Consider the following 26,592-nt stretch of genomic DNA (forward strand, 5'->3'; position numbering starts at 1 on the left):
GTACCGAATCGTCGTCGAACGAGACAGTCCTAAGTATAACGCGCACGCGCACCCGCGGCCGGGCACATCACCGACGCGCAGGGGGTGATATGCCGCCCATCGTAGGCTCGGGTCCGTCCACACTCCGACCCGTGTAACGTCGGTGGGGTGGCCGGGACTTGCGGACCGCTCACTCGTTCGTCCTCTCGGCGGGCTATCGGGCCGCCGGAGCCTCGGCCGCAGCGGGGTTGGCAGCGGCGGCATCGCCCGCGGGATGATCCGCGGCACCACCGGCGGTCGGAGCCGCGGGGTTCTGCTGAGTCGGGTTTTGCTGGGCCGGATTCTGCTGGGCGGGGGCCTCAGCGCTCTGCTGGCCGGCCGGAGCCGCGGGGGTCGCAACATTCTGCGCGGGGGCGTTCTGTGCACCACCGTTCTGGGCGCCGGTGTTAGCCGCGCCGTTCTGAGCGCCACCCTGGCCGGCGGGGGCCGGCGCGTTCTGTGCACCACCGTTCTGGGCGCCGGTGTTAGCCGCGCCGTTCTGCGCGCCGGTATTCGCACCGCTTCGCGCGGAACCACCCGCGTTAGCGTTGGCGCCAGAACCGGCGTTGGAACCCGAACCGGTGTGAGCCGCCGCGGTGCTGTCATCGGTCACCGTCGGCGTGTAGGTCGAGGAGGGCTGCGGGCGCGAGGTATGCATCGGCTTAGGCGTCATCGACGGATCGTATTGCTGCGCCGAAATCACCGTCCAGCGCTTCGCCTCTTCGTCGTACTCGGCGTAGAGGGCCGTGATGTCCTGCGCCTCGGTGTTCTCGAGAGGCTTGGTCGTATTGGTGGCCTTTTCCACCACCAGACCGTGCTCCTGCGTCACCGAGCAGGCCCACGAGTACTTCGTGCCGCGCGTAACCGGCTGCTTCTCGGTCAGACGGTAGGTCCAGCCGCCGTCCACAAGCCAGTTCGTGCCCGGTGCGTAGAAGGCGCGTAGCTTCTCGAGCGAGGCGCGCTGCGGGGCGTTGTCGGGATGCACAACCTGCAGGGCCGGACCCGTGTCACCCGTGGTGCGCGCATAGTTCACGGCCGCCGCGAAGTACGCGAAGGTCGCGCGCAGGCCGCGAGCGTTCTTGTCGTACATGGTCTCATCCTCGATGGGAATCGGCACCGAGCTCGCCTTGGCATCCACCGAAGCCGGGCCCGCGGTCGGCTCAATCGTGTACACCTCGCCGGTGGTCGGGTCGGTGCTACTGATCGCGGAGGCGCCGTGGCCCGGAACGAACTTGGTCCACTTCAGCTCGCCGGAGAGGTTATCGTACGCGCCGGCAATCGTGGCGGAGGCAGTGGCGGAGGCAGTGGCCGTCGAAGTGCTCTTCGACCCGCAGGCGGCAAGCATCGCGCCCAGGGCTGCGGTGCCCGTGACGGCGAAGAAGCGGCGGCGGCTGTGAATCATGATGATCCCCTCGAACATGATGTGAAACGGAAGTATCGGTGGTGTGTTGCGAGGCCCGCACGCGATGCCCCCCGTCGATGCTGAAGGAAGCACAGGCGCGAAGCCCGTATAGCCCTAAGCCTATAGAGTTCGCGCCCGGCACACAAATAAACCCCCACGTCCGTGCCCTATGTCACCTGCAACGGGAGGATTTACTTGGAGCCCTGAAGATATCGGGTGGCCTTCGCTGTGGCCTTCGCTGAGGGGGTCGCGTTAGGGGTTGGCTGAGCACTCGAACCGGTCGAGGGAGTGGCGATCGCGCTGGGGGAAGCCTGCGGATCCTCCAGCATCTGCCAACCCTCCTCGCCAAAGTACACGTAGACATCAGCCTGAGATTTGTGACCGTACACCTTGGTGAGAAGCTCGCGCTGAAGCGTCTCGTGGTTGAAGAGGAACGCCGACTCATCCACCTTGAGCGTGGCCTTCCAACAGTACACGTCTGCCGTCGAAACGGGAACCGGCTGGGCGCTGTCCAGGTTGATGCACAGGGGAGCGTTGCTCTTCGACACGAGCCAACCGATGTTATAGCGGTAAATATCGCGGTACATGTTGGTCATGTGGTTGAACCGTTCCTGGCCGGGCAGATCCATGAAGGGTTCGGTGTTGCCGGTGAGGAACATGTAGTTCTGCGCGGCGCTCCAGTACTGCAGGAACGAGTGCAGACCCTCGACGCTACGCTCACCCAACTCCTCGGGCTTGAGGGGACGGGGAACGTTGACGGCGCGGTGGCTGAGCGTTCCGGAGGAGAAGACGCCCTCGCGTTCAAAATAGCGGTCGGGGAGAATCACGGGGCCGCGACCGTCCAACGCCGAAGCCGGCAGCGGCTCGGCGCGACGAATACTGCGAGAAACGGCAGCCGAGGTCGGGCTGGTCGAAGCGGTGGGCTCGGGTGCTGAGTCGTCCGACGCTTTGCCGTTAGACCCCTTAATATCGGAAGAGGATGCGCCGCAGGCAGTTGCGAGTACGCTAAACGCCGCCCCGGAGGAGAGCGCCAGAAGGCGGCGGCGAGAGAGCGATTCGGGCATGCAGACCTTTCGCGGTGAGGGTGAGTGTGTAGTATGGGCAGGTGGAGCCCCCTCGGTTCGGCGGGCCGGTGAGAACCTTGCGGTGAACCGTAGGGGAACCGGGTGTGCACCGGGCGGTTATAAACCGGTGCGCACCGTATGCGCGGGAAGGCGAACGCGGGAGTGAACCGCGACCCGACCCGAAAAGTAAATGGGTCGTGTCAGATGATTTTAGGGACTTTTTTGGGGCCCTCACGCGAGTATATGCCTCTCAGGGTAAAAAGTTATCAAATCTTTATTTTTCTCCTTTCAATAGGGCGGGAGCGAACGAACCAATGTGTTCGGAACAACCCCTATAAAATTGCCCCCGCTGACCTCCATAACGGTGTGACGGCGTGAGCTGTGGGACAATAACGCTGTGACTACCACCGATTATGCGCAGCTTCAGGCAGTGCGCGAACTCCTCACTCGCATCCCCCTCTCACTGGACGTCGACCCCGAAGAAACCGGCCTTCCTCGGGAGGGGCACGGCGGCGCTCGCGAGGCCGCCTCCGCAACGATAGACACAGCCTCCGCCCGGGCCCTAATCGCCTCCATGGCCCGGCAGCTTGACGATTACATCCTGCCCCGCAGCGCCAGCATGGACAGCCCGCTTACCATCGTGGTTGGCGGATCCACCGGCGCCGGCAAATCCACCCTGGTCAACACCCTGTTGGGCGAACCCCTCACCCAATCCGGCGCGATTCGACCCACCACCCGCCACCCCGTGCTGCTCTACCGCGCCGAAGACGAGGCCGCCCTGACCCCCGACCGTTTTCTGCCGACCCTGCCCCGCACCCGCGTGCAGAAGGGGGAGGGCCTGCCCGGTGCCGACCCGCTGGTTCCGCAGGCGCTCGTGCCCGTACCCACGGCGGCCCTGCCGCGCGGCATCGCGCTCATCGACGCGCCCGATATCGACTCGGTCTCCGAAGAAAACCGCACCCTGGCCAAGGAACTGCTTTCCGCCGCCGATCTGTGGCTCTTCGTCACCACCGCCAACCGCTACGCCGACGCCGTGCCCTGGGAACTGCTCCACGCGGCGGCCGCGCGCTCCATCGCAATCGCCGTGGTGCTCAACCGCGTTCCCGAAGGGGACGAAGAAGCCATCGAGACCGACCTGCGCCGCATGCTCCGCGAGGCCGGGATCGAGGCCGTGCTGATCCACACCGTGACCGAGCAGCCGCGCGACGATCGAGGGCTTATCAACCCCATCAGCCTGGCCCCGCTCACCCTGTGGATTCGCGAGCTCGGGGCCGACGCGCCCGCCCGCGCCGCCATCGCCCGCACGACGCTTGCAGGAACCGTCGAGACGCTCGCCCGGAATCTGCGCACCCTCGCCCTCGAGCAGGAGGGGCAGCAGGCCTCCCATCGCGCCCTGGCCCAGGTCGCCTCCGAAGAGTACGAAAAGGCCCTGGCGGGTATCGACGCGGCGCTCTCGGACGGCTCGCTGCTGCGCGGCGAGGTGCTCTCTCGCTGGCACGACTTCGTGGGCACCGGCGACTTCTTCCGCTCCCTGGACAGCACCATCGGCCGCCTGCGCGACCGCGTGGGCTCGGCGCTGCGGGGCCAACCCGCCGCCGCGCAGAAGGTCGAGGACGCTCTCGAAAGCGGCATCTACGCCGTGGTCGTGGATGCGGCCTCCCGAGCCTCCGAAGGCACCCGCGCCCGCTGGCGTTCGACCCGTGCCGGCCGCTCCCTGCTGCACCGGCTGGACGCGGCCCCCGCCCCGACCGCCGGCGCCACGCCCGAGGAAGAGTTCTCGGCCGCCGTGGCCGCGGAAATCCGCCTCTGGCAGGCCTCGGTGCTCGACATGATTCGCGAGGAGGGCGCCGGCAAGCGCCAGCGCGCCCGATTCCTTTCGCTGAGCGTCAACGCCGTGGCCGTGCTCATGATGGTCGCCGCGTTCAGCCTCACGGGAGGTCTCACCGGCGTGGAGGTCGGCATCGCCGGCGGTAGCGGCGTGGTCGGCGCCAAGCTCCTCGAATCCATCTTCGGCGAGGACGCCGTGCGCCGCATGGCCACCCGGGCCCGCACCGACCTGCTCGAACGCATGGGTGCCCTGCTACGCGAGCACGGACGCCCCTTCACCGAATTGTTGGCGGAAACCGAACCCGAAGTGCCCGCCGAAACGGTCTGGGACGCGGCCCGCAGCGTGCAATCGCTTGCCGAGGCCATGACCGCCGAGAGCGCCTAGCCACAGGAACCACCTCTTCCCGGCAGCGGTTCTTAGCTCCCAGCCAAAACCCACCAGACCTTCCAGAAAGCCCACTATGACCACCCACAACCCCCGAGGTGACCGCCCGAACCCGCCGGCGGAACCCCAGGCTCCCCGGGCCGTCTCAACCTTTGCCCGGGCCGTCGCGAGCCTCAACGACGCGCTGGACTACGGCCGCGACCGCCTCCCCGAATCCGTGGTGCTCGAAGCCTCCGAGGCCCTCGAACGCCTGAGCCGCCGCCGCGAGCTCTCCACCGAGCACACCATCATCGGCTTCTTCGGCGCGACCGGCAGCGGCAAATCCACGCTCTTCAACGCCGTGGCGGGGTACCCCATCGCCCGCTCGGCGCCCACGCGCCCCACGACCTCCGCGGTGCAGGCCGCCGTCTGGGGCGCCGAGGACAGCGACGAACTGCTGGACTGGCTGGGCATCGAGAACCGCGTGTACCCCCAGAGCACGGAATTTATCCGGGACGTCGAGGGACAGACTCAGAACGCCGCGAGCGCGCAGTCCGCCCCCAACGCGGTGACCGAGCCGGCCCCGGGCCTCTTCAACCGCATCCGGCGCATGGTGGGCCGCGGCGAAACCCGCACCCGCACCGGCGGCCTAATTCTGCTGGACATGCCCGACTTCGATTCCGTCACCACCGCCAACCGCGAGATTGCCGCCCGCATGATGCGCTACGTGGATGTGCTCGTCTGGGTTGTCGACCCCCAGAAGTACGCCGATGCGGTGATTCACAGCGAGTTCATGGTGCCGCTGGCCGCCTCCGGCGCGCAGACCCTCTGCGTTCTCAACCAGGCCGATAAGCTTGAGCCCTCCGAGGTGCCCGCCGTGCTGGCCTCCCTGACGCACCTGATGCAGGCCGAAGGTACCGACCGGCACCTGCTGGCTCCGCCCCTGGCTGTCTCGGCCCGAACCGGTGAGGGAATGGACGCGCTCCGCGATCTGCTGGCTCAGGTGGCCGCCGCGAAGAGTGCCTCGCTGCAGAGCACGGACGCCCAGCTGCACGCCATCGCCAACGATTTGCGCGCCTACGCCGGGGGAGAGGGGACGGTCCTGGCCGGAACCTACGCGCTGAACGCCGAGCGGGAGCTGACGCAGGCCTGCTACGATGCGAGCCCCGCCGCCCAGGTTTTGGAGGCGGCCACCGAGTCGTACCGCCGTGCGGCCCGCACCCGCACCGGCTGGATCGCCACGCGCTGGGTGGGACGCCTGAAGGCCGACCCCCTGCGCCGCCTTCACCTCGGAACCGGTTCTGAGGGAAAGAACGGCACAAAGAGCGACGCGAAGGGCGGGCGCGAGAAGGGTGCCGGGGCCTCGAACCCCGGGATGCTGGGCGGGTACGCCCAGGATTCCGCGCCCGAGCTCGTGGCCCCTTCGCTGCCCCCGCTGAGCGCCGCGCAGAAGGCAAACACGGCCAACGCGGTGCGCCGCTACGGCTCGCGCATGGGACAGAACGTAGGCGAACCCTGGAAGCGCTCCCTCGGCGAGGCAGCCCTCTCGCGGGAGTCCGAGCTGCCGACCCTGATTGAGCGTGACATCGCGCGCATCGACTACACGCGCGGCCGCCAGCGTGCCCCGTGGGCGGTCTTCAACGTGTTGCAGTGGCTGGCTCTGCTCAGCGCCCTGGTGGGCGTGGCCTGGCTGACCCTCATCGCGGGGCTGGGCTATCTGCAGATTCAGCTGCCGCCGCCTCCTGCCCCCGAGGGGTTCCCGGTGCCCCTGCCGACCCAGCTCGTCATCCTGGGCGTGCTGCTGGGCATTGCCGCCGCCGGACTGGGGCGGCTACTGACGGCCTGGGGTGCCCGACGCTACGCTCGCCGCCTGCGCGTCCGCCTGAACGCTGGGGTCGAGGAGGCGGTCCGCTCCTGCGTCATCGAGCCCGTGCGGGCGGAGGCTCAGCGCCTGCAGGCCTACCGTTCGGCACTCGAGATCCGGCCCTAGCGGGATAGTCGGGACCTCTCAGGCCGGCGCCTATACCAGGGGGTGCTGACTCGGAGCCCAGCGCTGGCACCCACCAGCCCAGCCCCGGCGCGCGCCAGCCCGAATACGAATAGTCCCTCCCCGCCGGAAAAGGCGGGGAGGGACTATTAGTCTGCACAATGCTGTTTCTGCGAGGTGCCGCTGAAACTAGCCGACCTCGTTGGGGTCGGCGGGGGTCTCCGCCTCGCTGTCAACGTGTCCGTGCGAGGCCGAAAGCTCGCGCAGGCCCTCGGTGATGGCGTGCGCGGCCTTGAAGACCAGCTCGGGGTAGTTGCGGTTGGGCTGACGGGTCATGCGGTCGATCGGGCCCGAGATGGACACGGCCGCAATCACCTTGCCGCCGGGTGCGCGCACGGGGGCCGAAACCGAGGCGGTGCCGCGTTCGCGTTCGCCCACGGACTGTGCCCAGCCGATGCGGCGCACGGCCGCGAGCATGGCGGCGCTGAAGTGGGCGTCGCGCAGGCCCTCGACGATGCGGTTCTGGTCTTCCCATGCCAGCAGCACCTGTGCGGCGGAGCCGGCCTGCATGGACAGCTGGGTGCCCAGGGGGATGGACTCGTGCATGCCGGAGGGGCGGGGAGCGGTCGCGACGCATACGCGCCAATCGCCCTGACGGCGGTACAGCTGGGTGGACTCGTCGGCGTCGATGCTGAGCTGCTGCAGAATCGGGTTGGCCACGGTGGTGAGCTCGTCAGAGATTGTGGCGGAGGCCAGCTCGGTCAGGCGCGGGCCGAGCATGAAGCGGCCCTGCACGTCGCGGGCCACGAGGCGGTGGTGGGCCAGGGCCACGGCGAGGCGGTGCGCGGTGGGGCGTGCCAGGCCGGTGGCCTTGACGAGATCGCCCAGGGAGACGGGGCCGGCCTCGAGGCAGTCGAGGATGAGCGTGGCCTTGTCGAGCACACCCACGCCGGAGGAACTGTGGGAGTGTACCTCTACCACATGCTCATCGGCGTTCATGTGCTCGGGCGGCTTGACGGGGTCGATGATCGGTGCGTTGTGTTGTGTGGATGCGTTGACGTGACGCATTCCGTGTGCGCTGAAACGTGATGCGGAAGGAGTCATTCCTTCATTCTATCTCAGAATATGAAAGATACCCCGGACTTCATGGACTCTTTGGGATGCAGAGCTGAAGATGGAATCACCCCCTACGGGATAAATTATGAACTTTTCATAATAAGTGTTTGCGTGGGTTTATGGGTGAAAATATGCGAAAAGACGCAGAAAAATGCGAATAATCCCGCAAAATTACCCTGGAGTCATAGAGCAAACCCACATAAAAACACTCGCTAGTTCGGGGTGTTTCTAGGCCGTCTCACAGGCTAAGAATCCGTGAAAAAATATGCGACACGCCGCAGGGAAATACCGATTTGAGGGTCCCATCGGGTACATAATCCGCCCCTCAACTCCGCAAACTTGCGGTACGCACCACACCGAACGCATCCACCGTAGGAACGCATCAAGCAGGAGAAAGCATGACTAGCGAACAGAACGCAACCACCGCGGGCACCCGTCCGCGCACCCTGGCAGAAAAGGTCTGGGACGCCCACGTTGTCGTCCCCGGCGAAAACGGCAAGCCCGACCTGCTCTACATCGACCTGCAGCTACTGCACGAAGTGACCTCTCCCCAGGCCTTCGAGGGCCTGCGCATCGAGAACCGCCCCCTGCGCCGTCTCGACCTGACCATCGCCACCGAGGATCACAACACCCCCACCGACAACATCTTCGGCACCATCGCCGACCTGACCAGCCGCACCCAGATTGAGACCCTGCGCCGCAACGCCAAGGAATTCGGCGTGCGCATCCACTCCCTGGGCGACAAGGAACAGGGCATTGTGCACGTGGTCGGCCCGCAGCTCGGCCTGACCATGCCCGGCATGACCATCGTCTGCGGTGACTCCCACACCTCCACTCACGGTGCGTTCGGTGCGCTGGCCTTCGGTATCGGCACCTCCGAGGTGGAGCACGTCATGGCCACCCAGACCCTGCCCCTGGCACGCTTCAAGACCATGGCCATCAACGTTGAGGGCACCCTCAAGCCCGGCGTGACCGCTAAGGACATCATCCTCGCCGTCATCGCGCAGATCGGCACCGGCGGCGGCCAGGGCTACGTGCTCGAGTACCGCGGTTCCGCCATCCGCTCCCTCTCCATGGAGGGCCGCATGACCATGTGCAACATGTCCATCGAGGCGGGTGCACGCGCCGGTATGGTCGCCCCCGACGAGACCACCTTCGAGTACATCAAGGGCCGCCCGCACGCCCCCAAGGGTGAAGAGTGGGACAAGGCTGTGGAGTACTGGAAGACCCTGCCCACCGACGAAGGTGCCGTCTTCGACAAGGAAATCTTCATCAACGCCGACGAGCTCGAGCCCTTTGTTACCTGGGGCACCAACCCCGGCCAGGGCGTGCCGCTGAGCCAGTCCGTGCCGTCCCCCGACGACTTTGAGGACGAGAACGACAAGGTTGCCGCAACCCGCGCCCTCGAGTATATGGGCCTGGAGGCGGGTACCCCCATGAAGGAAATCCCCGTGGACGTCGTCTTCCTGGGCTCCTGCACCAACTCCCGCATCGAGGACCTGCGCGCCGCGGCCGACATCGTGCGCGGCCGCACCATCGCCGAGAACGTGCGCATGATGGTCGTGCCCGGCTCCCAGAAGGTGCGCGCACAGGCCGAAGAAGAGGGCCTGGACAAGGTCTTCAAGGACTTCGGTGCCGATTGGCGATTCGCCGGCTGCTCCATGTGCCTGGGCATGAACCCCGACCAGCTGGCACCCGGCGAGCGCTGCGCCTCCACCTCGAACCGTAACTTTGAAGGACGCCAGGGCAAGGGCGGCCGCACCCACCTGGTCTCCCCGGTGGTCGCCGCCGCAACCGCCGTGCGCGGTACCCTGTCCGCACCGTCCGACGTTCTGGCGTAATACGCCACCGACGCTATAAAGGAGAGCCATTATGGAACCCATTATTAAGCACACCGGTATCGGCGTACCGCTGCGTTCTTCGAATGTTGATACCGACCAGATTATCCCCGCGGTCTACCTCAAGCGCGTGACCAAGACCGGCTTCGACGACGCGCTCTTCGCCAACTGGCGCAAGGACCCCGAGTTCATCCTGAACCAGGAGCCCTACAAGCACGGTAGCGTTCTGGTGGCCGGCCCCGACTTCGGCACCGGTTCCTCGCGTGAGCACGCCGTGTGGGCGCTGCGCGACTACGGTTTCAAGGTCGTTATCTCCGCTCGCTTTGCCGATATTTTCCGCGGTAACTCGGGCAAGCAGGGCCTGGTGACCGCCCAGGTCGCCCAGGATGACATCGAGCTGATTTGGAAGGCCCTGGAGCACGAGCCCGGCACCGAAATCACGGTCGACCTGGAGTCGAAGACTGTGACCGTGGGTGCGCTGGTCGTTCCCTTCGAGATTGACGACTACGTGCGCTGGCGCCTCATGGAGGGCCTGGACGACATCGGCCTGACCCTGCAGAACATTGACGCCATCGAGGCGTACGAGGCGAAGCGCCCCTCCTGGATGCCGCGCACTCAGGAGCTCTAAACGCCTGCACCTCGCTGCCGCGAGAGTACCGAATTGCTAAAAGCTCGGGGCGGTCACCGAAAAGGTGACCGCCCCGAGCTTTTGTCATGCGCGTGGAATACCTCGGAATAGCGTTAGGCGGCCTCTCCCGTGATGGGGGAAGCGAGGGATGCGTTCTCCGAGCAGTTGTACAGCTGCACCGAGCCGGGGGAGCGCACGCCCACCTGCGAGTTCGCGTTCTTTGCGGTGGACAGGCTGAAGTCGCTCACCAGCTCGTGGTTGATGTAGCTGCCGCCCGCCCCGCCGCCGCTGCTCATCGCGGTGACGGAGGTGATGCTGCCGCCCTCGCTGAACTGCACCTGGCGGCCGAAGACGTCATCAAAGTAGGTGGCGGCCGTCCAGATGTTCAGGGCCGCGCCGCCGCCGCCGTATCCAGCGCCGCCACCCGAGGCGATGCTGGTCAGGCTGAACCTATCCTGCTCGTGGGCGATGAGGGCACCCGAGCCGCCTCGACCCTTGTACCCGGAGGTAGCCTCGGAGCCTCCGGTGCCCTTGACACCGGTGACCACGGAGTCGCCGTCGTAGCCGTAGTAGGGCGGGAACTCGACGTTTTCAAACCAGGGGGTCTTCATGTCCTTGAGCGTCAGCTGGCGATTGGCGCCGAGTACGCCGATGAGTGCCTCTCCGGTCGTGCCGGGTACGCCCGCGCGGCCCGGGGTGCCTCCGGTGACGCTGATGCGCAGGTCCATGTCTTCGTCCCAGGTGGTGACGGGGTGGAGGGTCTGGTAGGGGCGCGCCATGAGCATGCCGCCCTGGCCGTCGTTATCCTGGCTCGCGTCGGCCCCGGCGTTACCGCCGCCGATAGCGGTGCCGGCACCATCCGCGGCAATGCGCATGGCCGGGTTGAGCTGGTCATCGGGGGCTTCCGAAAAGACCGCGAAGTGGCTTGCGAGGGTCGCGAACTGCGCGCCGCCTCCGCCAGCGCCGGCCACGGCTACCACGGTGACGGTGCCGTTGCGGACCAGCTCGATGGCTGAGGAGCCGCCGCCGGAGGCTCCGTAGACGATGCCGGAGGTGCTCTCGGGGGTCTGCGCCTGGCCGATCTGCGTGCTGGAGCCGGTGGAGTCGCCGCCCGCCGCGTAACCGCCGCCGCCGAGTGCGGGGCGGGTGCCGGATGCGGCACCGACGCCGCCGTTGCCGGCCCAGACGCGCAGGATATCGCCCTCCGAGACCTTCAGGATGCCGCTGAGCTGGGCACCCGCGCCTCCGCCGATGAGGTAGGAGTCAGTCTCTTGGGCAAGGTACGAGGGGGTAAAGGAGGAGGTGGCTCCGCCTGCGCCGCCGATCAGATCGAAACGCACGCGGCCGGTGCCCTGCGGAACGATCCATTCGCTGTAGGCCCCCTTCACGTCGTCGTAGCCGGTGGCCGCGGGCTTGAGGGAGAGGGCGGGGGTGCAGGCCTCGACGCTAGCTGCCCACGCCGGGATGGCGGAGCTGGCGAGGATGACGGGGGTGCTCCAGGCGGCTCCCCGAACGAGGTTGCGGCGCGACATCTTCGGCGATGCTGCGGCTCGGGTGCCGGTGGTTCGGGAATCGGTGTGATGTGCGGTGGTGTGTGATTTGTGATGGTAGTTCATTGGGTTCTTTCGGTGTGTAGCGCGCAGGTGCAGCTGCGCACGTTATTGTAGGGGTGAAACGCGAGTAAGGTTCAAGTTCCGGGTTATGTTCAGGGTTTTCGACGATATATTTAGCCCCAATCCCGTATTTATTTGCGGTGTAATGAATTTTCAGGTATGTTAAATTATTTTTTTACGCGTTTCTCAAGTATTTTTCGGGGCGAGGCCTTGACCGCATCCATGCGCCTCAGAAACGTCAAGCGTCAAACCCGCGAGGTGGTATCCGCGCCGCCGAGCGCCACAATCTGTCTGGCGGGGTGGGGGAGCGAGGTTGGCGTAGCGTCGCGTATCAGAGGTGCACTCTCCGCATAGTGGGCCCACTACGGGGGAACGTCCTTCCTTGTTTGGAGCACCTTTACACTGGGGCTTAGAATAATGATGAATATATGCGCCCGTTTCACCTTCGCGCTCGAAGGCACGGCACGTACACAACGCTGGCGCAGTTACACACGGTTTTCCGGTTCGGGTCGCACCGACCGACGCTCCAAAGGATTTTTAATGACTGAGAACATCAGCAAGCTTCGCATCGAAGGTGGCACCCCGCTCGTCGGTGAGGTTCACGTACGCGGCGCCAAGAACCTGGTGCCCAAGGCGATGGTCGCAGCACTACACGGTTCGACCCCCTCGACCCTGCGCAACGTCCCCGACCTGAGCGACGTGGAGATCGTTACCACCCTGGTTGAACTGCACGGTGCGAAGGTTGACTATGATCCCGAGTCCGGTGTTCTCACCCTCAACCCCGCCCAGGACGCGACCACCGCGGCCAAGAACGCGGAGGAGATTCAGCTCTTCGGTGGTAACTCGCGTATTCCGATTCTGATGGTGGGCCCGCTGCTGCATACCCTGGGCACCGCGCGCATCCCCAACCTGGGCGGCTGCAAGATCGGTGACCGCCCCATCGACTACCACATGGCCGCGCTGCGTAAGTTCGGCGCCGTCGTCGAGAAGGACGACGAGACCGGCACCACCCTGATCGTGCCCGAAGAGGGCCTGAAGGGCGCCGAGATCGTGCTGAACTACCCCTCCGTGGGCGCTACCGAGCAGGTTCTGCTCACCGGCGTGCGCGCCAAGGGCAAGACCGTTCTGCGCAACGCCGCGATTGAGCCCGAGATTATTGACCTCATCGCCGTACTGCAGAAGATGGGCGCCATCATCTTCATCAACGAGGACCGCACCATCGTCATCGAGGGCGTGGACGAGCTGACCGGCTACGACCACACCTCCCTGCCCGACCGCAACGAGTCCGCTTCCTGGGCCTCCGCGGCCCTGGCCACCGGCGGCGACATCTTCGTGCGCGGCGCGGCTCAGAAGGACATGACCGCGTTCCTGAACCAGTTCCGCAAGATGGGCGGCCTGTACGAGGTGACCAACGAGGGCATCCGCTTCACCCACCCCGCCCGTCGCACCCCCGGCGCAGAGCTCAAGCCCATCGTCTTTGAAACCAACGTGCACCCCGGCTTCATGACTGACTGGCAGCAGCCGCTCGTCGTGGCGCTGACCCAGGCTAAGGGTGCCTCCATCGTGCACGAGACCGTGTACGAGGAGCGCTTCGGCTTTACCAACGCCCTCAAGCAGATGGGCGCCGACATTGTGGTGATGCGCGATTGCGTGGGCGGCGCACCCTGCCGCTTCGAGGGTAAGGGCTACGGCCACTCCGCCATCATCTCCGGCCCCACCCCGCTGACCGGTGCCGACATCGAGGTTCCCGACCTGCGCGGCGGCTTCTCCCACATCATCGCGGCGCTGACCGCCAAGGGTACCTCCCACGTGAGCGGTGTTGAGCTGATTGCCCGCGGCTACGAGAACTTTGAGCAGAAGCTCAAGAACCTGGGCGCAAACTTTGAGGTGCTCAAGCGCAAGGCTTCCAAGGCCCCCAAGCCGGACGCCGCCATCGTCGTGGTGGAGCCCGAGGAAGTTGAGGTTCAGGGCTAATGAGCGGGCAGCAGGGAAAGAAGGCACTGCCGGAAATTGAACCCACCGCCTACGGCGATGCGCTCTACAAGGTACTCGGTAATGCAGCGCGCGGGGTGTATAAGCTCATCGCGCGCGTCGAAATTACCGGCCGCGAGAACCTGCCGAAGAATGGCGGGTACATCATCGTTGCCAACCACACGACCGAGCTCGACCCGGTCACCGTGGCTTTCCCCGCGTTCGTCAACGGAGCCCTGCCGCGCTTCTTGGCGAAGGACTCACTCTTCCGCGCTCCCGTGCTCGGCTACATCATGCGCAAGCTCGCGCACATCCCCGTGGTGCGCGGCTCGGTGGATGCCCGCAAGTCACTGATTACCGCTCGCAAGGTCGTGGAGGCCGGCGGCGCCGTCGTGATTTTCCCCGAGGGTACCACTACCCACGACCCGCAGCTGTGGCCCATGCAGGCCCGCACCGGCGCGGCTCGTCTGGCCCTGTCCACCGGCGCGCCCGTCTACCCGGTAGCGCACTGGGGCGACGAACAGATTCTCGGCTACGTGGATGAGCCCGGCGAGGACGGTCGCGTGAAGGAAAAGCGCAAGGTTTCGCTCTTCCCCCGCAAGACCGTGCGAGTAAAGGTCGGACCGGCCCTCGACATCGCCTCCCTCGTGGCCGACCCCAGCCCGGAGGCGAAGCACACCCGCACCGAGCTGGGCGTGGTCACCGACGCGATGCTGGACGCCATCACCGCCGAACTTGAGGAAATCCGCGGAGAGAAGGCCCCCGAGGGACGCTGGAACCCGCGCACCAAGCGCCGCGAAGCCCCCGGCACCCCCTCGGGTCCGGTCGGCGGCGCCCTCGGCGAACCGGACGCGAAGTAGACCTTCGCCCCGGCCGCCCGCGCGATCCCGGCTCGCACCCTCCCCCTACCAGCCACACCAATGCCCGCACCCCGCATCCGTGGGGAAGCGCGAGAGAGACAGATTCCCATGAGCTTCTTTGGACGAACCCCGGCACCGAGCCCCGAGTTCACCCTCTCACCCACCGTGGAATCCATTGCGATTCTCGGCGCGGGTAGCTGGGGCACGGCCTTCGCCAAGATCGCGGCGGACGCCGCTCGCGAGCGCGGCGACGACACCCGCGTGACCCTCATCGGTCGCGACGAGCAGGCCATGGCCGAGTGCGAACGCACCCGCGAGAACTCCCGCTACTTCCCGGGCATTAAGCTCCCCGACAACCTGCACTTCACCGCGGACGCGCCCTCGGCGCTGACCGGGGCGGACCTGGTGGTCCTGGCTCTGCCGGCACAGGTTTTGCGCTCGCAGTTGCAGAACTACGCCCGCTTCATCGAGTCGGATGCGCTGCTGGTCTCCCTGGCCAAGGGCCTGGAAACCGGCACGGGCCTGCGCATGTCGCAGGTCATTACCGAGGAGCTGGAGGAGGCCCTCGCGATGCGCGGCGCGGATGTGCGCGCGATCGGCCACATTCCGCACCGCGTGTGCGTGCTCTCGGGCCCGAACCTGGCGACCGAGATTATGGGGGAGGAGCCCACGGCATCCGTCGTGGCGGCCCGCACCCTGCCCGTGGCCGAGGCCGTGGCCCGCGCCATCGCCTGCGGCTACTTTCGCCCCTACACCAACACGGACGTGGTCGGCACCGAAATCGGCGGCCTGGTCAAGAACGTGATTGCCCTCTGCGTGGGTATCTGCGAGGGCCGCAACTACGGCGATAATTCGAAGGCCTCCATCATGACGCGCGGCCTGGCGGAGATTACCCGCCTGGCGGTGGCGCTGGGTGGCGAGGCCTCGACCATGAGCGGACTGGCCGGCATGGGCGACCTGATCGCCACCTGCTCCTCACCACTGTCCCGTAACCACACGGCCGGCCGCCTGTTGGCCGAGGGGGTTGCCCCCGACCGCCTGCACGAGCACATGAGTCAGACGGCCGAGTCGATTAAGTCGGCTCCCGTGGTGGCCGAGCTGGCTCGCCGCCACGGTGTGGAAATGCCCATCGTGGAGGCCGTGGTGGCGGTGCTTTCGGGCCGCATCAGCATCGAGGACCTCGCCCCGAAGCTGCTGGGGCGCCGCCTCAAGCACGAGGGCCACTAGGGTTAAAGCTTTCTGATGTGCTGGCACCCCTTGATTCGGGTTGTGTGCCAGGACATACTAGAAGAAGATTGAATGTAAACATCCAAGGACGGATACCGTTGCGGAAAACCGGTGCGTGAGAAACGCATCAGTGACCGCGACGGTATTCGTGCGTTAGGATTATTGATGCATTGCCGTTCCACCTTCCGGACCTAATGGTAGGGGAACATTGACTAGGAGAAACACATGACCGAGAAGAAGACCGTCGCCCTGCTGTGCGGTGGCCGCTCCTCCGAGCACCCCATTTCGCTCATTACCGCCGCTGGCGTGCTGAGCGCTATTGACCGCACCGCCTACGACGTCATCACTATCGGCATTACCCGTGACGGCCGCTGGTACCTGACCGACGAGCAGCAGCTTGCCGAGCTGACTGCCGGCACTCGCGGTACCGCGGAGTTCCCCGAGGGTACCCAGCAGGTATTCCTGCCGATGGGCACCGGCGATTCCCGCCTGACCCTGGTGGACGCTGAGGGCAACGTTACCCGCACCGCGCCGGTGGACGTTGTGTTCCCGCTGCTGCACGGCCCCTTCGGTGAGGACGGCACCGTGCAGGGCCTGCTGGAAATGGCCGACCTGCACTACGTGGGTTGCGGTGTGACCGCCTCAGCCGTGGGCATGGACAAGCACTTCATGAAGGTCGCCTTCGAGTCCGCCGGCCTGGAGGTCGGCCCCTACGAGGTCGTGACCAATCGCCAGTGGGAGCACGAGGACCGCGAGCAGATTCTGGAGCGCGTGCTGAAGCTGGGCTTCCCCATGTTCGTGAAGCCGACCCGCGCAGGTTCCTCCTTCGGTATTACCAAGGTGGATTCGGTGGAGGAGCTTGTGCCCGCGATCGAGGAGGCTCGCCATCACGACCCGAAGATCATCATCGAGGCCGGCATCGTGGGCCGCGAAATCGAGTGCGCCGTGCTGGACGGCCACCACGGCGAGATGCCGCGCGCATCCTACCCCGGCGAGATCGAGGTTGTGGATCAGGACCACGGCTTCTACGATTTCGAGGCGAAGTACGTCTCTGAGTCCTCGGCCGTGACCGTGTGCCCGGCAAACCTGCCGCAGGATGTGCAGGATCGTCTGCGTGAGCTGGCTGTGAAGGCATTCCTGGCACTGGACGGCGAGGGCCTGTCTCGTGCGGACTTCTTCTACACCGAGGACGGCCGCCTGGTCATCAACGAGGTGAACACCATGCCCGGCTTCACCCCGATTTCGATGTACAAGACCATGTGGGAGAACACCGGTATTTCCTACACCGACCTGATTAGCGAGCTGCTGACCCTGGCGATGGAACGCCCCCTGGGCCTGCGCTAGTTTCTGCATTAGCCGGGGCGCCGTATTCTGTCTTACGTACGGTGCCCCGGCTTGTGTGCGCTCTCTCGGAGCCATCGCGCCCCACCGGCCGAGCCGCAGGGGGATTCTCAGGATACATGAGAGACGTTCTAATTTCTCTGGTGCGAAAAATCACTTGACGGTTATACTTTTAGGGTGCCTTTGCGATTTATCGAGTAAAAGTGCATACCGATTAGGGGTAACGCAAATTTTCTCGCAAGTGAATGTAGCGCCCGCAAAGGGTAATAAACCCGAATAGGCAGTCGTAAAAATTCATGACAAGCCCGAAGACATACCCAAAAGCGATAAGATAGACGGGAAAGAATCCGCTAATTCGGTAGAATAACTGATGGTGTTCCGTCGCTCACTGATGGGATACCTATTCACTCACGAAATATCAGAAAGTCAAGGACAACCTTTTGGGAAAACGAAACCGTAAGGTGGTCTCTGCGAGTCTGGCGACAGCACTGGTTGCTTCCGGAAGCCCCTTTGTAGCCTCGTTTGCGCAGGATATACAGGATGCCGCCCAGGTACCGGTGCACCCCGAAAACGCTGCAGACCAAACCCTAGACCCCGCCGTTGGCGAACATTCGCAGACGGCAGTTCCTACCCTAGCTACGGTGAGTGCATGGCCTACCACTGAAGCTACTTCCTCCGCGACGGCCGATGCTGAGGCATCCCCTCGCGCTACTTCTGATGCCCAGCCGACCCCGTCCGAGAGTGCTGAGCCGACCAAGGAGGCCGCTCCGGCACCTTCTGAGAGTGCGGACCCCACCCCTGAGCCTTCGAAGACTGCTGAGCCCACCCCGGAGCCGTCGAAGAGCGCCGAGCCCACCCCGGAACCTTCGAAGACTGCTGAGCCCACCCCCGAGCCTTCTAAGAGCGCCGAGCCGACTCCGGAACCCACTCAGGATCCGACCCCCGAGCCGACACCGGAGCCCTCCAAGGACGTGACCCCTGAGCCTACTCAGGACCCGACCCCCGAGCCGACTCCGGAGCCTACTCAGGATCCGACTCCTGAACCGACCCAGGACCCGACTCCTGAACCGACCCAGGACCCGACTCCTGAACCGACCCAGGACCCCGTCCCCGAGCCGTCCAAGGAACCCACGAAGGACGCAGACCCGAACCCGGTTAAGGACCCCACTCAGGAACCTAAGCAACAGCCGGTTGTCCCCGTGCCCAATCCGGAGCCCACGAAGAACGTTTCCCAGGATCCGGTGGTTCCCGTTATCCCCGTGATTTCTGACGAACCCAGGGATAACACCCCGAACCAACCGGTGGCTCCTCCGGAGACAGAGCCCGTGGCGCCGGCGCCCTCGGTGGACCGTGAGGTTATTGCGCCGACCAGGCGTCAAGAGGACACCGTCATCTCCATCGAGGTGGTGCGCCCGAGCACTTCGTCGGCATCGAGCGAGTCCGCAAAGCCGACCCCGATCGGTGACACCGATGAGGATCCGTTGCCCTCCGGCTCCACCACGCTGGGACGCATCGCGGCGAACAATGGTTCGCAGGATTCCATCCCCGGTGCAGCCGATTGGGTGGCCGGTTACCTTTCGCGTAATAAGTCCGAGGATGACCGAACTGCAGAGGCCAGCCCCTCGAAGTCGCCCAGCTCGGCGGCAGCATCGAAGTCGCCCAGCTCCTCCGCGTCCGCTACCGCCAGCCGCTCCGCCAAGAGCGTGACCAAGGCCGACGGCGCGAACGCCTCGCAGGAGCAGGCCGTGAAGAATGCCGACGCGGATGACTCGGGCCTGTCCGGCATCGCGCCGCTGATTCTCTTCTCGCTCATCGGCATTGTGCTGATTGCCCTGGCAATCCGCTACTTCAGCCAGGGAAGCTAAGACTCCCGAACGGGTAGAGACCAGGCCGTCATTCTCCCTAGTGAGAAAAGTGGCCACGAGCTAACGCGTAGCGCAGAATACGCGATAATTAAGGGTGTGAATCCTCAAACATCTAGTGAAACGCGGGACCATCCCACGCGCGAGACGCCTCTCGCGCAGCTGGGAGAGTCCCGCGTTCTGCGCGCCTTCATGCCCATTATCGAGGCGCATAACGAACGAGTGACCGATGCACTCCGCGCATCGGGGCGCACCGAAGCGCTCGAGGTGGGACCCGGAGACGACTGCGCCGTGCTGACCCCCTCGACCGAGCGGACCGTGGTCACCACCGATACCCTCGTGCAAAACCAAGACTTTATGGACCCTTGGCTCGGGGGCTTCGACGGAACCCGTAGTGGCGGGTACGAGGTCGGCCGCAAATCGGCCACGCAAAACCTGGCCGACGTCGCCGCCATGGGCGCGCGGCCCGTGAGCCTCTTCGCATCCCTGAGCCTGCCGGGTGAAACCCCCTACGGCTGGGTCGAGGACTTCGCCCGGGGACTCGTGGACGGCGTGCGCGCCTGCGGAGCTGAGGACTGCACAATCGCCGGGGGCGACATGGGTGCCTCCGGCGAGATTTCGGTAACCGTCACCGCCCTGGGCCGCACCGACCGGCCCGTGCTGCGCTCCGGCGCGCAGGCGGGTGACACGCTTGCGCTGGCCGGGCGTACCGGCTGGGCCGACGCCGGGTTGCGGCTGCTCCTCAACCCGCTATCCCGCCCCGCCATGGTGCTGCTGAAGGGCATCGCGAACGGCGGGCTGTCCCATGATCCGCTCCCCGAAATTCCCCTGTCCGAGGGGCTTTTGGACCTCATCGGAACCCTGAATAGCGCCGAAGCTGCCGAAATGCTCGAGGCCTGCAAACGTGCCATTGATGCGCAGATGCGCCCGGTCAGCCCGGTGCCTCTGGGTGAGGCGGCGCGCGATGCGGACGCGAACGCCATGCTGGACGTTTCCGATGGGCTCGTCAAGGATTCGGGCCGGATCGCCCGCGCATCCGGCGTGCAGATTCACCTGGACGAGGCCGCCGTGGATGCGCTTGCCGCGCCCCTGCTGCCCGTGGCCCGTCTGCTGCTGACCATCGTCGAACACAACGAGGGGGCCGAGAGTCCCGCCTCCCTGGCCAGGGCCTTCGTGCTCGGCGGGGGAGAGGATCACGGCTTGCTGGCGACCTTCCCCGCGGAGGTGCCCGAGGGCTTTACGACCCTGGGCTCGTGCCGCGTGGACCGCGCGGGCCGAGCCCACAGTGCGGATCCCCTGGCCGGTGGGCACTACGGTGCGGGGCATCGCGGGTCGCTCGCGGCCGGTACCGTGCTCATGAACGGCGCGCCCCTGAGCGAGCTGGGTTGGGAACACTACGGGGCCTAGCGCGAGCCGGGACCCGCGGGTTCTTAGACTCTTGGGTTTCGCGGAAAATACCGTACATTTAATCGAAAATTCTATTAGAATAGAAATACGAAGCAGGGGTGGGGTAAGGGCGCGAAGACTGCGCCCACCCGCCGACCTGCGAATTACCGCAATTAGCCGTGGTGCGGGCCAGCCCTGGCGCGCGTGGGCTCGCGGAAACACCAGAAACCGGAACCGCAGGAGGGGAGCATGAGGACAGAACGTGAAGACTCGCGGGGCACCCGGCCCGCCGGAACCCGCGGTGATGCCCGTCCCGGGGGTCTTTCTGAGGGGTCGAATAGCGCTTATGCGCCGACCGGCCCCGAGCGCAATGATTCTCTGCGCGAGGCCCGCGAGGTGTACCGCCGCGCCTGCATGCGAGCCTATCGATTCGGTATCGCCTGGTCCGCGAGCGCCCGGGCCGTGGTGGACCACTACCGCGAACCCCTCAACGAGCTCAACGGCTTTCCCGTGCCCGACCACGACACCGGGTCGAACCTGGCCCACACTCTGCGCACGCTCACCGAGGAATTCGACCGGGGCATGGAGGAACTCCTCTTCGAGGACCCCGCTGACCGCGAGGACGTGCCCGGGCTGGCCCACCTGTGGGTGCGCCTGGGCGGAATCTACGAGCGCGCCATCGTGAGCGCCTCGCGGATGGCCCGCGGCAACTCCGGAACGCTGCTCTGCGCCTGGGGCTTGGAAGCCGTGCGCAGCTACTGGGGCCTGCCCGGCAACCTTGCTCAGGAACTGGGTCCGGAGGCTGAGGAACTGCCCCTGCTGAGCGCCCTCGCCCGAGATGAGGAGCGGGTGCGCGCGGCTCACGCGGCCGCTTCGGGAAGCGGAGACCTCGAGGCGCCCCGCGGTTTTGACTACGCGGTGGCCGAGGCCCGCGCCATGGCCTGCGCCGCCGAGCGCGTGCGCGCGAGCGTGGGGGAGCAGATGGTGCCCTCCACGATGCTTTCCGTCATGGTGGAGCTGGCCAGCCTGGGGCTGTACTACCCCGAGGGGGAGAACGCCCCCGAGAAACTTGCGCACGGCGCTGATGAACCCGAAGCTGGCGAGCCCGAAACTAACGGGGCGAATGGTGCCGAGGATGCCGAGAGTGCAGAAACCCCTCTGAACCGCGCCCGCCGCGCCGCCATGCTGAGAGCCCTGGAACGCACCGCCGAGCATCCGCCCGCACCGCACCTGGCCGGAAGCGTGGACGCCGGCGCCCTCGGCTTCTACCTGGCCGTTGTGCACGCCAACCCGAGGTGGGAGGGCGCAACCCTGAGCGAGGAGGAGGTCCGGAGTATGCTGACCCCCGCCTCCGCGGCACCCGCACAGGTCGCCCCCGCCCCGGGTGCGAAGACTCCCGCAGAGGAGGGGGAGAGCGGCTGGGAACTCATGGGTACCCTGCGCTGCGAACCCCTCGCGATGGCTCAGCTGCGTCTCGAGCTGGAGGGCATGGGCGATAGCCTGCTCATCACCCCGCTGGATATGGCCGCAGGCCTCTGGGCCGTGCACGTGCACGTGCCCGAGGTGGAACCGGCACGCCGGCTCGTGACCTCATACGGGGAGTGGTCGGACGAGCGCATCTCCTCGCTCGCGGACGGGCACCACGCGGAGAGCTGCAGATGAGCCCGCGCCGCACCCCAAAGCACAGCCCCGAACAGGAGGCCCTGGACCTGGGCATTTTCGGGGCTGAGCCTGTCGCGCCCGTCGAACCCACCGATCCTGTTGTACCCGCCGAGAAGGCTGAACCCGCTGCGCTCGCCGAACCTCACAAGAGGGAACGCGGGGTGCCCCTCCTCAGCGACGAACAGCTGCGCACCACGGCCGAGCTGACCGTCCGCGACCTTGCCGCCTTCGCCCGCGGCGAGGCGAGCCGCGAGGAGCTGAGCGAACGGGCCGCGCGTCGAACCAGCGCACCCTACCGTAAAGCGCTCAGGGCGCTCAAACATTCGCTGGGCCCCGCCGCGCACGCCATGACCGACGATGCGCTCTACGAGCTCGTGGATATCGCGCTGGCCGCCCGGCAGACGGCTCAGCCGGAGACGACTCAACCGGAGGAGCCCACGCCGAAGAAGCCGGCACGGAAGGCACCCGCCCGAAAGAAACCGGCGCAGAAAGAACTAGCTCAGAAAGCCTCCGCGAAGAAGGCCCCGGCTGAACGGAAGGCCCCGGCTGAGAAATCGACCTCCGCATCAGTTGCCGCGGAGGCCAAAAGTCGTGCCCTGGCGCGCTACGCCGCCGAGGACAGCCTCGAGAACACGCCCCTCAAAAAGTACCTGCCCGCCCCCAGCGTCAAGGCCATCGCCACGCACCTGGGAATCACCACGGTCGGCCAGATGCTCGAATACTTCCCGCGCAAGTACCTGCCGCGCGGTGAGCTCAGCTCCTTTGCCGAACTCGTTGAGGGCCAGGACGTCACCATCATTGCGCGCGTGGTGCACGTGAGCACCCGAACCATGGCGGCCCGCCGCGGCAAAATCACCGAGGTGACCATCACCGACCGGCTCGCCGACTCCTCCGCGCACGAGGAGAGCGGCTTCGGCGGCATCGGGCCCGTGTCCGTGACCCCCGGCCGCGCCAACGCCTCCGCCCCGGGTACCTCCTCCCGGGGGGCATCCGGGCTGGGTCTGCGCTGGCAGGCAACCGGCCAGCACAACCCGCGCATCGACTCCCTCGCCGCGCCCGCATCCTACACGGGCTACGCCGACTCCTACGGGCAGGACGACTTTACTCAGAACCGTCCTGAGCAGGGCGGCCTCTTTGGCGTGCCCGCACCCGCGCCGCTCATCGGTGCGCAGATGAAGCTTTCCTTCTTCAACGCCTGGACCGCAGCCCGCGAAATTCGCGAGGGCGAAACCATGATGTTCTCCGGTAAAGTCGGCATCTACCGCGGCGAGTACACGCTCACCAACCCGCACTACGCCCTGCTCTCGAAGGACGCCTCCGGCTCCGAGATGAACGAGGCCGCCACCGCCCCCGTGCCCGTCTACCGGGCCCCCGCCAAGCTGCCCACCGACCGCATCGCCGGGTACATGGAGCAGCTGCTGGAGAAGGTTCCACTCAAGGAGCTCGAGGACCCGGTGCCCTACGCGATTCGTCGCGCCCGCAAGGTGCCCTCCCTTGCCTGGACCTACCGCGCCCTGCACACTCCCGACACCGAGGACACGTGGCGTGCCGCCCAGGCGCAGATGCGTTACCGTGAGGCCTTCGTGCTGCAGAGCGCCCTGGCGCGCCTGCACTCTGCCCGAGCCGCGCACCGCACGCAGGCCCGGCCGCCCATCAAGGACGGCCTGGCCGATCGCCTGCTCGAGGTGCTGCCCTACGAGCTGACCGAGGGACAGCGGAAGGTGGGGGAGGAAATCTCCGCCGACCTCGCGAGCGAATCGCCCATGAACCGCCTGCTGCAGGGTGACGTGGGCTCCGGCAAAACCGTGGTGGCACTGCGCGCCATGCTGCAGGTGGCCGATGCGGGCGGCCAGTCCGCGATGCTCGCCCCGACCGAGGTGCTCGCTGAGCAGCACCTGCGTTCGGTGCTGGATATCCTGGGGGACATGGCCGCGCTCGAAGACCCTGACGGCTCTGCCGGAGGAATCCCCGAAGGGACTGTGCGCGTGCGCCTGCTGACCGCCTCCATGGGCACCCGCGCCAAGCGCCAGGTGCTGAAGGAGCTCGCCGACGGCACCGCGCAGATTGTGATTGGTACGCACGCCCTGCTCTCCGACGACGTGCGCTTCAACGACCTGGGCCTGGTCGTGGTGGACGAGCAGCACCGCTTCGGCGTGGAGCAGCGCGACGGCCTGCGCGGCCCCGACGGCGCCCTGCCGCACCGGCTGGTCATGACCGCGACGCCCATTCCGCGCACCGTCGCAATGACGGTGTTCGGCGACCTGGACGTGTCCGTGCTGGACACCCTGCCCGCCGGCCGCCAGAAGATTTCGACCCACGTGGTGCCCCTCGCCGAGAAGCCCGCCTGGGCCTCCCGCCTGTGGCAGCGCGCCCGAGAAGAAATCGACGCGGGGCACCAGGTGTACGTCGTCGTACCCAAAATCGGGGAGGACGGCGACGGCCTGGAGGAGGGTGCCGCGTTCTTCGGCGCCTCCGTCCCGACTGTTGCGGGAACCCCGGGCCTGGGCGGTCGGGCCAGCAGCGACGGCAAGGTGCAGCTGACCTCCGTGGCCTCCATGCACGCTTACCTGAGCGCTGAGGACGCCCTCGTCGGCGTGCGTATCGGCACCCTGCACGGTCGCATGGACCCGGCGGAGAAGACCGCCGTCATGACCGCTTTCGAGCGCGGTGAGATTGACCTGCTCATCAGCACCACCGTCATTGAGGTGGGCGTGAACGTCCCGAACGCCACGCTCATGATCATCATGGACGCCGACCGCTTCGGCATCTCGGGCCTGCATCAGCTGCGCGGTCGTGTGGGCCGCGGCGGCTACGCGGGCACCTGTCTGCTGGTCACCCGCCAGGAGGAGGGCGGCGTGTCCCGGGAGCGCCTGGATGCGGTCGCCTCCACCACGGACGGCTTTGAGCTTTCCCGCATCGACCTGGCGCAGCGCCGCGAGGGTGATATTCTGGGTGCTGCGCAGTCCGGCTCGAAGAGCACCCTGCGCTTTCTGCGGGCGCTCGCCGACGCCGACATCATCGAGAGGGCCCGAGAGGACGCCCGCTCGGTGGTTGAGAAGGACCCGACGCTGGCGAAGCACCCGTCGCTGGCGCGCACGATTGACCGCGCCCTGGACGCTGACCGCGAGGCCTTCCTTGGCAGGGGATAGGTGCTCGGGGAATGGGGAGCACACTCTGCCCACTGTTCGCTAAAACCGTGCCCGCCCAAACCGTAACTGCACCACACCGCCGTTACCTAGTTAGTCAACTACTTCAGAGGAGAGACCCTATGAGCCGCATTATTGCCGGTGCCGCCGGAGGCGTGCGCCTGGCCTCGGTGCCGGGGGACAACACGCGCCCCACCACGGACCGGGTGAAAGAATCCCTCTTCTCCAAGCTGGAGAGCTACGACCTGCTGCGCGACGCCCGCGTGCTGGATGCCTTTGGTGGCTCCGGCGCGCTGGGGTGCGAGGCGCTTTCCCGCGGGGCGGCCTCCGTGACCCTGCTGGACACCTACCCGAAGGCGGTTGCGGTGATTCGTCGCAACGTCGAGGCGGTGCAGAAGGCGATGGGCCGCAACGCTGCCGGTTCTGCGGCGCGCGTGCAGCAGTCTCAGGCGCTGAGCTACGTGCAGACCGCATCGGGACCGTGGGACCTGGTGTTCGTTGACCCGCCCTACGCCATGCCGAACGAGCAGGTGCGCGAGCTCATGCGGGCGCTGACCCCCAAGCTTGCCGAGGGTGCCGTGGTCGTGGTGGAGCGTTCTTCGCGCGATGCGGAACCCGAGTGGGGTAGCGAGCTGCACTGCTTCTCGACCCGCCAGCACGGCGAGACGGTGCTCTACTACGTTGAGCCCGAAGAGCCGGCCGACGGAGACGATCCCGCCGACGACTCTGCCGACGAAACAACCCCTCACCACTTCGACACCGCGGAGGTTACCGCATGATTGCCCTGTGCCCCGGATCCTTCGACCCCGTGCACCACGGTCACCTGGAAATCATTGCCCGGGCCGCCGAGCTCTTCGATGAAGTCATCGTGGGCGTGGCCCATAACAGCGCCAAGAAGTACCGCTTCTCCCTCGAGGAGCGCGTGCGGCTCGTGGAGGAGTCCCTGCGCGAGCTCGGCATTGAGGGCGTGAGCGTGGAACCGATTCCGCCGGGTGTGCTGCTGGCCGAGTACGCGGCCGAACGCGGCGCAAAGGTGCTGGTGAAGGGTCTGCGCTCGGCCACGGACTACAGCTACGAGGCTCCCATGGCGAGCATGAATCGTCACCTGGCGCGCGTGGAGACCGTGTTCCTGGCGGGTGAGGACCGCTACGGGGCGGTGTCCTCGACCATTATTCGCGAGGTGGCTTCGCTGGGCGGTGACGTGACCCCCTTCGTGCCGGAGGCGGTGGCCCGCGCCCTGAAGAGCGCCTAGTAGAGAGCCCCGCAAAACCGGCGGGCGC

18 protein-coding genes are annotated in these 26,592 nt (G+C 66.4%); 14 read left to right on the forward strand and 4 right to left on the reverse strand.

Annotation, left to right across the window (positions count from 1 at the left end):
• Positions 1–193: 193 nt before the first annotated feature.
• Together HMPREF2630_RS06230 and HMPREF2630_RS06235 are read right to left on the reverse strand one after the other, a co-directional pair.
• Entirely contained in the window at positions 194–1,420 is a 1,227-nt protein-coding gene (locus HMPREF2630_RS06230; RefSeq protein ID WP_246822758.1) for a DUF6318 family protein, read from the reverse strand.
• A gap of 191 nt (positions 1,421–1,611) precedes the next feature.
• Entirely contained in the window at positions 1,612–2,484 is an 873-nt protein-coding gene (locus HMPREF2630_RS06235; RefSeq protein WP_070483932.1) for a DUF6318 family protein, read from the reverse strand.
• Positions 2,485–2,881: 397 nt separating this feature from the next.
• Here HMPREF2630_RS06235 and HMPREF2630_RS06240 point away from each other — a divergent pair, with 397 nt between their 5' ends.
• Together HMPREF2630_RS06240 and HMPREF2630_RS06245 are read left to right on the forward strand one after the other, a co-directional pair.
• Positions 2,882–4,696, forward strand: a complete 1,815-nt coding sequence (locus HMPREF2630_RS06240) for a GTPase (RefSeq protein ID WP_070483935.1) — start codon at positions 2,882–2,884, stop codon at positions 4,694–4,696.
• 76 nt (positions 4,697–4,772) lie between these two features.
• Positions 4,773–6,665: a GTPase gene (locus HMPREF2630_RS06245; protein WP_070483937.1), complete on the forward strand. Its 1,893-nt coding sequence runs from the start codon at positions 4,773–4,775 to the stop codon at positions 6,663–6,665.
• Between the two features lie 186 nt (positions 6,666–6,851).
• Here HMPREF2630_RS06245 and HMPREF2630_RS06250 read toward each other — a convergent pair whose 3' ends face one another.
• Positions 6,852–7,661 (reverse strand): IclR family transcriptional regulator, encoded by an 810-nt coding sequence (locus HMPREF2630_RS06250; RefSeq protein ID WP_049343429.1) that lies wholly within the window; start codon positions 7,659–7,661, stop codon positions 6,852–6,854.
• A 515-nt stretch (positions 7,662–8,176) separates the two neighbouring features.
• Here HMPREF2630_RS06250 and leuC point away from each other — a divergent pair.
• Together leuC and leuD are read left to right on the forward strand one after the other, a co-directional pair.
• Positions 8,177–9,619, forward strand: coding sequence for a 3-isopropylmalate dehydratase large subunit (gene leuC, locus HMPREF2630_RS06255; protein WP_049333156.1), 1,443 nt, complete (start codon positions 8,177–8,179; stop codon positions 9,617–9,619).
• Positions 9,620–9,650: 31 nt separating this feature from the next.
• Positions 9,651–10,244, forward strand: coding sequence for a 3-isopropylmalate dehydratase small subunit (gene leuD, locus HMPREF2630_RS06260; RefSeq protein ID WP_049333154.1), 594 nt, complete (start codon positions 9,651–9,653; stop codon positions 10,242–10,244).
• A gap of 113 nt (positions 10,245–10,357) precedes the next feature.
• Here leuD and HMPREF2630_RS06265 read toward each other — a convergent pair whose 3' ends face one another.
• Positions 10,358–11,860 (reverse strand): transcriptional initiation protein Tat, encoded by a 1,503-nt coding sequence (locus HMPREF2630_RS06265; RefSeq protein WP_246822759.1) that lies wholly within the window; start codon positions 11,858–11,860, stop codon positions 10,358–10,360.
• A 537-nt stretch (positions 11,861–12,397) separates the two neighbouring features.
• On the opposite strand from HMPREF2630_RS06265, the gene murA reads away from it, so the two are divergent.
• From murA to coaD, 10 genes are all read left to right on the forward strand, one after another.
• The gene (gene murA / locus HMPREF2630_RS06270; RefSeq protein WP_049333152.1) at positions 12,398–13,831 is read left to right on the forward strand and encodes a UDP-N-acetylglucosamine 1-carboxyvinyltransferase; all 1,434 of its coding nucleotides are present in this window, start codon (positions 12,398–12,400) and stop codon (positions 13,829–13,831) included.
• Positions 13,831–14,688 (forward strand): lysophospholipid acyltransferase family protein, encoded by an 858-nt coding sequence (locus HMPREF2630_RS06275; protein ID WP_049343409.1) that lies wholly within the window; start codon positions 13,831–13,833, stop codon positions 14,686–14,688. Before murA ends, HMPREF2630_RS06275 begins: the two co-directional genes overlap by 1 nt.
• Before the next feature lie 108 nt (positions 14,689–14,796).
• Complete coding sequence (locus HMPREF2630_RS06280) at positions 14,797–15,915, forward strand: NAD(P)H-dependent glycerol-3-phosphate dehydrogenase (protein WP_070483939.1); 1,119 nt, start codon at positions 14,797–14,799, stop codon at positions 15,913–15,915.
• Positions 15,916–16,140: 225 nt separating this feature from the next.
• On the forward strand, positions 16,141–17,259 hold the full coding sequence (locus HMPREF2630_RS06285; RefSeq protein WP_070483941.1) for a D-alanine--D-alanine ligase family protein: 1,119 nt from the start codon (positions 16,141–16,143) through the stop codon (positions 17,257–17,259).
• A 437-nt stretch (positions 17,260–17,696) separates the two neighbouring features.
• Positions 17,697–19,121: a hypothetical protein gene (locus HMPREF2630_RS09430; RefSeq protein ID WP_070483944.1), complete on the forward strand. Its 1,425-nt coding sequence runs from the start codon at positions 17,697–17,699 to the stop codon at positions 19,119–19,121.
• A gap of 219 nt (positions 19,122–19,340) precedes the next feature.
• Positions 19,341–20,525 carry a thiamine-phosphate kinase gene (locus HMPREF2630_RS06295; protein ID WP_246822760.1) on the forward strand — a complete coding sequence of 395 codons (1,185 nt, stop codon included), beginning with the start codon at positions 19,341–19,343 and terminating at the stop codon, positions 20,523–20,525.
• Positions 20,526–20,753: 228 nt separating this feature from the next.
• Positions 20,754–22,166, forward strand: a complete 1,413-nt coding sequence (locus HMPREF2630_RS06300) for a DAK2 domain-containing protein (protein ID WP_143131602.1) — start codon at positions 20,754–20,756, stop codon at positions 22,164–22,166.
• Positions 22,163–25,315, forward strand: a complete 3,153-nt coding sequence (locus HMPREF2630_RS06305; RefSeq protein WP_083298901.1) for an ATP-dependent DNA helicase RecG — start codon at positions 22,163–22,165, stop codon at positions 25,313–25,315. Before HMPREF2630_RS06300 ends, HMPREF2630_RS06305 begins: the two co-directional genes overlap by 4 nt.
• Before the next feature lie 119 nt (positions 25,316–25,434).
• On the forward strand, positions 25,435–26,091 hold the full coding sequence (rsmD, locus tag HMPREF2630_RS06310) for a 16S rRNA (guanine(966)-N(2))-methyltransferase RsmD (protein WP_070483948.1): 657 nt from the start codon (positions 25,435–25,437) through the stop codon (positions 26,089–26,091).
• On the forward strand, positions 26,088–26,564 hold the full coding sequence (coaD, locus tag HMPREF2630_RS06315) for a pantetheine-phosphate adenylyltransferase (protein ID WP_049344147.1): 477 nt from the start codon (positions 26,088–26,090) through the stop codon (positions 26,562–26,564). Before rsmD ends, coaD begins: the two co-directional genes overlap by 4 nt.
• The last annotated feature ends 28 nt before the right edge of the window (positions 26,565–26,592 follow it).

Origin of the sequence: Rothia sp. HMSC072B03 (assembly GCF_001809565.1) — a bacterium.
GTDB classification, from domain to species: domain Bacteria; phylum Actinomycetota; class Actinomycetes; order Actinomycetales; family Micrococcaceae; genus Rothia; species Rothia mucilaginosa_A.